The organism is Mesorhizobium waitakense (assembly GCF_056431085.1).
Genome location: NZ_JBWKME010000058.1, coordinates 1 through 11,008 on the forward strand (window position 1 = coordinate 1; position 11,008 = coordinate 11,008).

General features: G+C 60.5%; 7 protein-coding genes and 2 pseudogenes. 4 read left to right on the forward strand and 5 right to left on the reverse strand.

The genetic code is table 11. From position 1 onward, the window contains the following. The 4 genes and pseudogenes from AC07FD_RS14100 to AC07FD_RS14115 form a co-directional block, all read right to left on the reverse strand. Positions 1-592, reverse strand: a pseudogene (locus AC07FD_RS14100) (IS6 family transposase); the annotation flags it as partial. Between the two features lie 26 nt (positions 593-618). Then, complete coding sequence (locus tag AC07FD_RS14105; RefSeq protein ID WP_478350329.1) at positions 619-825, reverse strand: FMN-binding negative transcriptional regulator; 207 nt, start codon at positions 823-825, stop codon at positions 619-621. Positions 826-840: 15 nt separating this feature from the next. Further along, positions 841-3,243 (reverse strand): Orn/Lys/Arg family decarboxylase, encoded by a 2,403-nt coding sequence (locus tag AC07FD_RS14110; protein ID WP_478350330.1) that lies wholly within the window; start codon positions 3,241-3,243, stop codon positions 841-843. A gap of 220 nt (positions 3,244-3,463) precedes the next feature. Next, a complete protein-coding gene (locus AC07FD_RS14115) occupies positions 3,464-3,664 on the reverse strand; it encodes an aspartate-alanine antiporter-like transporter (RefSeq protein ID WP_478350335.1) in 201 nt (66 codons plus the stop codon). 122 nt (positions 3,665-3,786) lie between these two features. On the opposite strand from AC07FD_RS14115, the gene AC07FD_RS14120 reads away from it, so the two are divergent. Then, entirely contained in the window at positions 3,787-5,148 is a 1,362-nt protein-coding gene (locus tag AC07FD_RS14120) for an amino acid permease (protein ID WP_478350331.1), read from the forward strand. Between the two features lie 64 nt (positions 5,149-5,212). On the opposite strand, the gene AC07FD_RS14125 is transcribed toward AC07FD_RS14120, so the two are convergent. Next, the gene (locus AC07FD_RS14125; RefSeq protein WP_478350332.1) at positions 5,213-5,923 is read right to left on the reverse strand and encodes an adenine nucleotide alpha hydrolase family protein; all 711 of its coding nucleotides are present in this window, start codon (positions 5,921-5,923) and stop codon (positions 5,213-5,215) included. A 377-nt stretch (positions 5,924-6,300) separates the two neighbouring features. Between AC07FD_RS14125 and AC07FD_RS14130 the strand changes: the two genes are divergently transcribed. The 3 genes and pseudogenes from AC07FD_RS14130 to AC07FD_RS14140 all read left to right on the forward strand — a co-directional run. Then, the gene (locus tag AC07FD_RS14130) at positions 6,301-7,560 is read left to right on the forward strand and encodes an MFS transporter (RefSeq protein WP_478350333.1); all 1,260 of its coding nucleotides are present in this window, start codon (positions 6,301-6,303) and stop codon (positions 7,558-7,560) included. A 569-nt stretch (positions 7,561-8,129) separates the two neighbouring features. Continuing rightward, entirely contained in the window at positions 8,130-10,727 is a 2,598-nt protein-coding gene (locus AC07FD_RS14135) for an SH3 domain-containing protein (RefSeq protein ID WP_478350334.1), read from the forward strand. A 41-nt stretch (positions 10,728-10,768) separates the two neighbouring features. After that, positions 10,769-10,978: pseudogene (locus AC07FD_RS14140) on the forward strand (ATP-binding protein); the annotation flags it as partial. Between the last annotated feature and the right edge of the window lie 30 nt (positions 10,979-11,008).

Consider the following 11,008-nt stretch of genomic DNA (forward strand, 5'->3'; position numbering starts at 1 on the left):
TTGGCCTGTCAAGCCGAGCCCACCTTTCATTCCTGGCCATGAAGGCGTTGGGTTGCGGCGGCGATGATCCTGCTCAATTCGGTTGTTGAGGTAGTGGCTCTTGCCGATGCGGATCACCTTCAATGCGTGCCGCGACCGATCTCGCAAACGGCTCTCAGCATCGCAGGAGGTGATCGGTTCTCGGTTGGTCTGGCTGCCGTCGATGACAATGCGATCGGGTCGGACGTGGCGGTCCAAAGCCTTGCGTAGAAAGCGTTTGGCTGCCGGCAGATCACGATGTTCGCTGAACCAGAAGTCTACCGTGTCGCCAACGCTGTCGATGGCCCGATAGAGGTACATCCATTGGCCACGAACCTTGATATATGTTTCGTCCATATGCCATTTGCTGCCGACTGATCGCTTCCGGCGATTGAAGCGCTTCAGCAGCAGCGGTGAGAAGTGGACAATCCAGCGATGGATCGTCGAATGGTCGATGCTGATGCCGCGCTCAGCCATCATTTCTTTCAGATCCCGCAAACTCAGGCCATACGCCAGATACCAGCGAACGCACAGCAGGATCACAGATCGGTCGAAAATGCCGGCCTTTGAACATGAAACGGTCTCCGCTGGGGGACCATCTCATGCCAGACCAGAATTACCGGAAAGTTTGCAACACAACCTCTTGCGCGCCACATGGCAATGCAGAACGCCACGCTCCCCTTGAGCCCTGTCCAGTTCAAAAGGGATGTGATTTGCGTCCAGACCGCTCCTGCCGTGTGTGAACAGAATGCCCAACCTCGATACGCGGTTCATCAAAATGTGGCGGAACGTACATGACAGCTCCATTCTAAAGGGGTCATTTCAGCTCGCGGCGTTAACTCCATAGCGGCTCACAAATTCTGACGTTCCCGGTTGGGCCAGCCCTTCGGCGACGGCAGGGGCATCAAATCTGACGGCAGCTAATGGACTTGAGCCCGCTGTGTCCTCAACTACACATTGTAGGTAGTGCTCGCCTGAGCGGACTTCGACGCCGTGCGTCTCGTGTCCGAAGCCGGGGAAGCGCGCGTCCCAGTCGCGCAACGCCCTGAGATATCCGATCCAGGGTCCCTCCGCCGCTCCGATATTCTCGCCCGGCATCATCATCGGGATACCGGGTGGATAGGGCACAACGCTCGTCGCAACCACCCGCCCCGCGGCATCGTCCAAGGCTACGCGCTCCACTTCGTTGCGCACGAGGCGGCGATACGCGTCAGCCGGCACCATCTCCGGAACCGGCAGGCTTGAAAAGGCCCGCTGGAGGTGATGCAGCTGATCCGACGTGCGGTAGTGCTCGAACATCTCGTCGCTCAGGTCACGCAGTCCCATACAGGCGTAGCGGTCCGGCCAGGATGCGACGAGATTCGGCAAGATCACGCTCAGTCCGGTGTTCGCATCATAGTCCTCTTTGAACTTGATGAGCGTCGTCAGCAGCGTACCCCACTTGCCCTTGGTCATCCCAATGGAGAACAGGAAAAGGACCGTGAAATCCTGGGTTTTCTCGTATTCGAATCCGTACCGCACGAGGTAGGACGCGATGATCGACGCCGGAATGCCGCGCCGCTCGAAGGAACCGTCTGTCGCGATGCCGGGTGCGACGACCGTTACCTTGATCGGATCGAGCATGCAGTAGCCGTCTTCCAGACCTTCGAATCCGTGCCAGGCCTCTCCAGGGTGCAAGATCCAACAGTTCGGGTCGCTGACGAGCAGCGCCTCCGGCGCATCCTCGAAGGCGATTTTGCGTCCAGTCTCGGGATCGGTGACCTCAGCAGGGTTCCAGGTGCTGAAGAACCAGTCATCCTTCCGCGCATACTCTTGCCTGATGCGTCCGACGGTCTGCCGGAAGCTCACGGCCTCGCGAATGGACTCCGTGGTCAGCGCAACACCGCTCGCGCCGTCCATCATCGCGGCCGAAATCTCGTTCGACGCTATGATCGGATAGAAGGGCGAAGTCGACGCGTGCATCATGAAGGATTCGTTGAAGCGCGCATGCTCGATTGGGTCACGGCCGTCGCGGATGTGGATGAACGAGGCTTGCGACAACGCGGCCAGCAGTTTGTGCGTCGAATGGGTGGCGAAAACCGTCGGTCCGTCCTTGTACTCGTCCGGTTCGCCGAACATCGCATACCGCCCCCGATAGATCGGGTTGAATCGCGCGTAGGCGTACCACGCTTCGTCGAAGTGCAATCGGTCGATCACATCGCCGCCGATCTCGATCACGCGCTCGACGTCGTAGATCAGGCCATCGTAGGTGGAGTTCGTGATGATCGTGTGCCGTGGCTTGAGGCGGTTCGCGCCCGCGACGAGCGGATTTGCATCCGCCCGCGCTCTAACGGTTTCCGGCTGCAGGTCCTCTGGATAGATGGGACCGATGATGCCGTAGCGATTGCGGCGCGGCACCAGGAACACCGGGATCGCGCCTGTCATCACCAGACTGTGCTCGATGGACTTGTGGCAGTTGCGGTCGCAGAGGGCGATGTCGTTCTGCGTCACACTCGCCATGAAAATGATGCGATTGGAGCTCGATGTGCCGTTGGTCACGGTGTAGGAACGGTGAGCACCGAACACGCGGGCGGCGTACTTCTCGCTCTCGCCAATCGGGCCACTGTGATCCAACAGCGATCCCACCGCGGCCATGCCTATGGAGAGATCCGAGCGCAGCATGTTCTCGCCGAAGTAATCGAAGAAGATCTTCGAAACCGGTGTCTTGAGGAACGCCGTGCCTCCCAGGTGACCGGGCGTGCCGAACGCGTACTCGTGGACGTTCGCCTGCTGAAGCATCGCCGCGAACATTGGCGGCAGCAGGTTCTCGCGGTAGCGCCGAATAGCCGCCTCGACCCGGCCCGCGATCAGCGTGGATGTGTCTTCTGTCAGCCAGATGATCTCGTTCGCGAGCCTAAGTGTGGTCAGCGGAATCTGGGAAATGTGGGTGCGCTCACCGAATAGGAACGCGGGCGCCCGGTCATTGCGCGCGCGAAAGGCAAGCAGCACGGTTTCCGCCCCCCTGGACTCGTCAAGATCGGCATCAACGATGACGGAGCCGATCAGGGGATCCGAGCGGATCGCCGCCACGCCGTCGTCCGCCGAGCGCGCAGCGATAACATCAAATCCGCTTGCACGCAGCTTCTCGACCAGCGCGAGCCCGGCACGCTGCAGCGTCGTTCGGGCTTCGATCTCGCCAAAAACGGCCAGGATGCTCAAGGATGACATGAGGGCGGCGTCTGACATGCGACTCTCCCGGGGCATCTGTTGGCCAACGTTCGATTGGCATTTGTTCGATGCCGAGTTGAAACTAGTACTTTGGAAAACCTGCATCAACACTTGATGACGACGGTGAGAGCGAGATTGGCCAGAAACCATGTGACGCGATGACACCCGACAAGATCGGCAACGGCGAAGCCGGTCGCGACAGTGGCAGTCAGAATTGAGATCTGTTCCCGAGACTGGCCTATCCGTCGGGTGCATCGCCCGCCGTTCCTACGGTCGCAGACTCGGTCAAGGCCCCTGCCATCAGTCCAGCAGTCGTTCCCGCGTCAAACCCAAACACAACGGAAAGAGCGATCGATATAACAAGCCCGCTGCCGCACAGGATGGCCGTCAGTGCCAGTTGCCGCGACTTGCACCACGCTGAAGTGGCAACTCTCCTCAGACCGGTCTATGAATGATCGTGGCGAAACGGGAGCAACCGGGCCTGGGATCGGGGGACGACCTTTGATTAAGGCGACAGAACCAAGCGTAGGCGCGAGCGGCCGTAACCAAATGGAACAAGTCATGCTGGAGCAGTCCGCCAGGCCTTCAACCGACCAAGCCGGTTTGAAAGGGCTCGGTCTCATCGCCTGCACCGCGTTGGTGGTGGGAAACATGATCGGCTCGGGGATATTTCTGCTGCCAGCTTCCCTGGCAGCGTTCGGGCCAATCTCGCTGTTCGGTTGGTGTGTCACCTCGATTGGGGCACTCGCCCTAGCTGTCATTTTCGGAAGGCTGTCGCGACTGGTCGTGAAAACCGGTGGTCCTTATGCCTATACGGAGGCCGGCTACGGCGATTTCGCGGGGTTCATTATTGCTTGGGGCTATTGGATTGCACTTTGGACCGGGAATGCCGCGGTAGCCGTGGCATTCGCAGGTTATGTCGCATACTTGGTGCCAGCGGTTGGCGAATCGCGCAGTGCAGTTGTGATTGTGGCGCTGCTCGCTATCTGGACGCTGACGCTGATCAACGTCCGAGGCGTTAAGGAGGCTTCCGTCGTACAGATCGTAACGACCGGTCTGAAGCTCGTGCCGCTCAGCCTGATCGGACTCCTGGGATGGTTCTGGGTCGATCCAGGAAACTTCGTACCCTTTAACAGCAGTGGTCAGTCCAGTGTTGCGGCTATTTCCGCATCTGCGGCGTTGACTCTCTGGGCATACCTCGGCCTGGAGTCGGCGACAGTTCCTTCGGGTGTGGTGATCAATCCCGAGAAGACCATCCCACTCGCCACCATTATCGGCGTGTTGATCGCGGCGCTCGTATATATGTCTGTCACAACGATTGCTATCGGTGTGGTCCCCGCCAAGGCGCTGGCCACTTCGTCAGCCCCGCTCGCCGAAGTCGCCCGTGCAATGTGGGGCCCTTTCGGAGGAACGATGGTCGCGGCCGGCGCGATAATCTCGACGTTCGGCACGCTTAACGGCTTCACGCTGCTGACGGGGCAAGTTCCCTATGGCGCCGCGCTTGACCGTGTATTTCCGGAGCGCATGGGCCGCCTCTCGCGGTACGGGACTCCTGCGACCGCACTGATATTCTCCAATTCCCTTGCTAGCATCCTCGTCATGATGAATTTTGCACAAGGCTTTGTAGAGGCTTTCAACACAATCATCCTGCTAGCGGTGATGTCGAGCCTGCTGCCTTACGCGCTTTGCTCGCTCGAGGAGATAGTGATTTTGATCAGGACCGGTCGGACAATCGCTGGGCCGGGACTGGCGAAAATAGCAGTCCTGGGGAGCATCGGTTTCCTGTACTCTCTTTGGGCACTCTACGGTGCTGGGGCCGAAACGGTTTTCCTCGGCTTCCTCCTGATCGTCGCCGGAGTTCCAGTTCACGTTGCGATCAAATGGCGCAATGCCCGTGCCGCGGCGACAACATCCGGGAATTGATTGGGCCGGCTGAAACCTGATCTTCGCTGGAAATCTAGCCTCGGCTCACGATTGCTTTGGCGACTTAGTTCGAGAACAGTCGGTGCACTGTGTTTTGCTCCAAGAGCGACCGTGTAACGCCACCGAAAGCCCACTCTCGAATCCGGCTTTGGCCATATGCTCCGGCCACCATAAGATCGGCACCGACTTTGGAAGCCAACTGAGCTAAGGCATTTGCAGCCTGTGATGGGGCTGCCTGAACGACCTCCCCTCGAGCCTTCACGTCATGCTTCGAGAGAAAGCCAACAACGTCGGCGACCACCTGCTCAACAGTTGCCGTATCCCTCTCATCGACAACCGCAACTATCACATTGCCCGCAGCAGTCAAAAATGGCATCGCGTCGACTACCGCGCGCCGCGCCTCCCTTGATGCGTTCCAGCAGACAACCACACAATCGTACTTGATTGGCGTACCGCCTTGCGAAATCAATAGAACCGGTCTTCCCGCTGAAAGAACCACCGCGCCGATATCAACTGCACTGCCACTCCAACCCCTTGCTGAAGAGCCGACGACAATGAGGTCGGCCGCACGTGCATGAGCCACAAGCAGAGCGGTCGGATCGGCAGTGCCCGCTCGCCAGGAAGCTCGGGGATCATCCTTCGCGAAAGATCGGAACTCTGACTCCAGACCTTCAAACGCGATCCGATCTCTTCGACCTGATAACGAACGAACTCTGCCGGCGCGAATCCGGCGAGGTTTGCCTCTGCAGCCGCGAATGCGATCCAAGAGCATCAAACTTGCGGGCGAGCTCCCTCGTAAAATTCAATGTTGGCGCTACTGGCGCTTCCAGATCGAGTTGCACCAAGATGGATCTGTAAGTCATCAATCCCCTTCTCCGCGCCAATCGCTGAATCATGAATTTGGCATATGGGCACGACTTCTCACCATCGTGCTGCCCGACAATCGGCAGGCGCACGGCCTTCGGCATAAGAATACTCGAGAATACTCGTTTGCTCTAGATTGGTCACGTGCCGAAATGCCGAACAGCGCCCGGTGTGTAATTTCGTGTTGCTGATCGCCGCAGCTGCCACGAATGCCAATTGCTTCGTCTCCGACTAGGCTTCTCATCGAGGTTGCACTACGGTGGCGTGCCCCAGAGAGCGCTATTTGAGATGCTTGGATATCTGTTATTGCCCGCCTACCGTCCCGTACTGTCGCTCTTGCGGAGTACGGCGCTGCTGCTCACTGCCACTGGACTCTACAGCCTGCTGTTGCCCCTGCGCGGCCAGGAGGAGGGATTTTCTACCGTTTCACTCGGTCTGCTCGGCACGGCGTGGGCCGGTGGTTTCGTCGCCGGCTGCGTCTTTGGCCCAAGGCTTGTCCGCAATGTCGGCCATGTCCGCGCGTTTGGTACCTTTGCTGCATCAGGCGCTACTATCGCGCTGATGACCGGGCTAATGGTCGAGGAGTACGTTTGGGTGGTGCTACGCGCCCTCACGGGTTTCACTATGGCGGGAGCGTACATGGTCATCGAAAGTTGGCTGAACGAAAAGGCTACCAATGAGAACCGCGGCACCGTCTTTGGCCTTTACATGGTGGTCACATACGCTTCGATCACGGCCGGCCAGATGATCGTGGCAGTAGCCGATGTGAAGGACGCATCGCTCTTCATGGTTGCCGGAATCTTCTTCATTCTATCTCTGATCCCCACTGCGGTGTCCTCGGCAAGCACACCGAAGCCGCTTGAGGATGTCTCCCTTGATCTCAAGGGACTGTATGGCAATTCGCCCTTGGCGGCGGTCGGATGCCTTCTGATTGGTGTTGCTGGCGGCGCCTGGGGGACGCTAGGCGCCATCTACGGTGCACGAATAGGGATAGCCACCTCTGGGATTGCATTGATGACGAGTGCAGTGGTGGTGGCCGGTGCGATTGTGCAGTTTCCAATCGGTCGGCTGTCCGACTCGATGGACCGCCGCATCGTGCTGGCAGCGGTAGCTCTTGGGGCAGCAGTCGTCGCGCTCCTCATTTTTTTCCTGCAACCCCGCTCGGCCGTGCTGGTCATAGCCGGCACTGCCGCGTACGGGGCCTTGGCCTACAGCCTTTACTCCATCGCCGTAGCGCATGCGAACGATCATGCTCGGCCGAATGAATTTGCAAAGGTCTCGAGCGGGCTGCTCTTGATGTATGGCATCGGCACGATGATAGGGCCGGTAATCGGCGCGGCGTTGATGAGCGACTTAAGACCAGAAAGCCTCTTTTTAACGACTGGCGTCGCGCACGGTCTCCTAGCCGCGTATGCAATCGTACGCATCAAGAGTCGCTCGACCGTACCGCAGGAGGCCAAGGGTACTTTCAAGACTCTTCCTCCTGAAAGCACCGCCACGCCTGAGACACCTCGGTTGGACCCGCGCGCCGAGCGGGCCGACCAGTAACTTCGCCCTATGCAATCACGTCCACGCCAGGGACCTTCCTTAGTCAGCAAATGTACCTCTAGTGGATTGACCGAGACGGATGAGTCCGGGTTAGGGAATCAGCGCTGGTACGTGAATACGAGGCTGCGTCACGCGTACCGGTATATCCATCACACTGAACGGTGCTGACCGACGCCGGCTCAAGAGCATCGCCCCGCAACACGCCTCAGAAGCATAGGTGGCGAGCCCATATCGTGCTGCTGAACGCGGATGGCGTCGGCACGAACGCGATCAAGGCCGCGACCGGGGCGCCGAAGACGACCGTCTGGCTACTGCGCGTGGCGAAAGAATTTGTGAAAGAACAGAGGACAAGCGTGTGCCGTTTGTGCAAATTATATATTGGATAACTTTCCATGCGATGGGGACACCGACGGCTCGTGGGTTGCGCCAGAAGATATACTTGCTGTGGAGTGAACACTAACGGATGCAACGCTGGGCCAGAATGCAGTGGAGTGGGGTCAAGTCTGGACGGATCGATCTGAAGGTGCTTGGGTGGCAGCCTGACGAGGGCTGCAGGGGAGGGAAACTTCATGCGTAAAGTTGTCGTTTTCGCACTCATATGGACCACTGTCGCCGCGGTGGCGGTAGCCGCGCCAGGGGTGACCACGACCAACGTGAACTTCCGCTCTGGTCCGGGAACGAATTACTCGGCCACGCGAACGCTCCCGGTTGGCACAAGCATCGACATCGCCGACTGCGATGATGCGGGCAGCTGGTGCGCCGTCTCGGTCGAGGGAGAGAAGGGATTCGCCAGCGGCCAATTCTTGAAAGAGACAGACGACCCGGAAGCATGGCCGCGCACCTACGAAACCGGCAAGGGCCGCATGGTCCTATATCAGCCACAGTTCACCGACTGGACCGATTTCAAGACGATCGAGGCGTTGGTCGCGGCCGAGTACGTCAAGGCGCCAGATGCCCGGCCGGTTTTCGGCGTCATCGGCCTCAAAGGCGACACGTCCTACGACGAGGACGCCGATCAGATTGTCATTACCAACATCACCATATCCAGCCTGGACTTCTCGAGCCTGAGCCGCGATGAGTTGAAGGCGCTGTCCGTCGAGACCGGAAAGCTGTTGCCGACCGGCCCGATCACCGTCCCGGAATCCCGCGTGACGTCAAGCCTGGCCGAGCAGAAGCGCACGACCAATGCGTCCGGGCTCAAGGCGGATCCGCCGCGGATATTTGTGTCAACGATCCCGGCGCTCCTCGTCCAGACAGATGGCGCCCCGGCCTTTAGCCCGGTGAAGGGGAAGACCGGGCTCTCCTTCCTAGTCAATACGAACTGGGACCTCTTCCGGGTCGACGAGGGTGGTACACTCTTCCTGCGCGACGACACACACTGGCAGACGGCCAAGGCAGTCGACGGCCCGTGGACACCGGTGATCGATCTGCCGCCGCTGCTGAAAGACTTGCCCAAGGACGGCAACTGGGAAGATGCGGGCGCCGCCCTCTCGCCTGAGCCGTATCCGCAGGGGGGAGCGCCAACTATCGTCACCACCAACCAGCCTTCCGAGCTGATCCTGTTCGAGGGCGAGCCCGCGCTCGTCGATGTTCCCGCCACCTCGCTGCAGTGGGCATCGAACACCGAAACGGACGTCTTCTTCGACAAAGCCGGGAGGCAATGGTACGTGCTTATGTCCGGCCGCTGGTTCCGCGCTCCCGACCTGAAGGGGCCGTGGACCTTCGCGACGCCGGACCTTCCCACCGACTTCCTCAACATTCCCGAGGATGCACCCTATTACGCCGTGCGCGCGTCGATTCCGGGTACCTCGGAAAGCGCGGAGGCGCGGCTCAGGGCAAGCATCCCGACCACGGCTCGAGTGGAGAAGGGTTCGATCATGCCGACGCTCGCCTATGAAGGCAAGGCGCAGTTCGCGCCCATCGAGGGCACCGATCTCGCCTACGCAACCAACACCACCGCGGCCGTAATCAAAGTCGATTCGCGATATTTCCTGCTTCAGGATGGGGTCTGGTTCGTGGCCGACAGCCCGGAAGGTCCGTGGCAACTGGCCACCGAAGTCCCCGCGGAGATCTACAAGATTCCGCCCTCTTCGCCCTTGTACAATGTCACCTATGTCCGCGTTCACGACACCGAGCCGAACGCCGTCTGGTACAGCTACACGATGGGCTACCTTAACTGCTTCATTGCCTGGGACTCGTGCGTCTACGGGACCGGGTGGTACTATCCTCCGTATTGGTATGACTCGCCCGACTACGACTACCCGATCTACAATCCACGCCCCGTAACCTGGGGCGTCGGCGCCTATTACAACCCGATCCGGGGGGCATACGGTCGTTACGGCTATGCCTACGGCCCGTATCGCGGCATTGCAGGTGTGCGGAGTTGGAACCCGAGTACCGGCACCTACGGCCGTGCCGGTGCAGCCTGGGGTCCAAACGGCTCGGCCGGCTTCGTCGCGGCGGCCAATCCGCGCACGGACAAGGCCGGCTACGTAGCAGGTGGACGTAACGTCTATGGGGCGTGGAAATCGGTTGGGGTCAAAAGCGGATCCGAGTGGGCGCGGATAACCGCGCGTACCGGTGCCGGCGGCAACTCTACACTGCGCTGGAAGACCTCCGCCGGCCAGGGTTTCATCCATGAGGGGCGGCGCGGGGACATGTATGCCGGCCGAAACGGTCAGGTTTACCGGAACACCGGTGACGGCTGGCAGGTGTTCGACGGCGGTTGGCAGGACGTGAAGCCGCCCAAGCGCAGCGATCTGCTGCAGGGCGGCGAAGGGCTCCGGGGTCTCTCGCCCGAGGCGCGCGACCGCCTCCAGGCGCGCGTGGGCGCGGAGGCCCTTGAAGGGCTCGGCGGAGCGGGCGCTGCCGCAACGGTTCGCCAACGGGCACAGCAGAGGACATCACAGCGACCGGCGGCCCAGAAGCGCCCGACAGCTCGGAACACGACACAGCGGCGGCCTGCTTCGCAGCGCCCGTCTGTGAACCGAAGCCTACCGCCCGGTGTGAACATGGATGCACAGCGGCGGTATCGCGGCAATCAGCGGGACATGTCGAGACAGTACGGCGGCGGCCGCAGCTATGGTGGTAGCGGGGGTCGTCGCATCCCAAGTGGAGGCGGCGGCGGCCGCGGTGGCGGCGGCGGCCGCGGCGGTGGCCGCCGTTGAGGCCCGGCAGATCCGCCGGGAGTTCATTGATTAGGCGCGGCCGCGGCGGCAAGCAGGGCCGCATCGCCGACTACCTCACCCGGCTCGACTTCGTCGTGCTCGATGAGCTCGGCTATCTGCCCTTCGCGCAGGCCGGAGGGCAATTGCTCTTCCATCTGATCAGCAGGCTTTACGAGCGCACGTCCATCATCGTCACCACCAACCTGGCGTTCGGCGAATGGCCAGCCGTCTTCGGCGAACCGAAGTTGTCATGATGCCTCCTTCCTTGATCGCCTGTTGCG

Coding starts and splice junctions, on each gene's coding strand:
- AC07FD_RS14105 (WP_478350329.1), bottom strand. CDS start 825: ATGGAGCTGTCATGTACGTTCCGCCACATTTTGATGAACCGCGTATCG.
- AC07FD_RS14110 (WP_478350330.1), bottom strand. CDS start 3,243: ATGTCAGACGCCGCCCTCATGTCATCCTTGAGCATCCTGGCCGTTTTT.
- AC07FD_RS14120 (WP_478350331.1), top strand. CDS start 3,787: ATGCTGGAGCAGTCCGCCAGGCCTTCAACCGACCAAGCCGGTTTGAAA.
- AC07FD_RS14130 (WP_478350333.1), top strand. CDS start 6,301: ATGCTTGGATATCTGTTATTGCCCGCCTACCGTCCCGTACTGTCGCTC.
- AC07FD_RS14135 (WP_478350334.1), top strand. CDS start 8,130: ATGCGTAAAGTTGTCGTTTTCGCACTCATATGGACCACTGTCGCCGCG.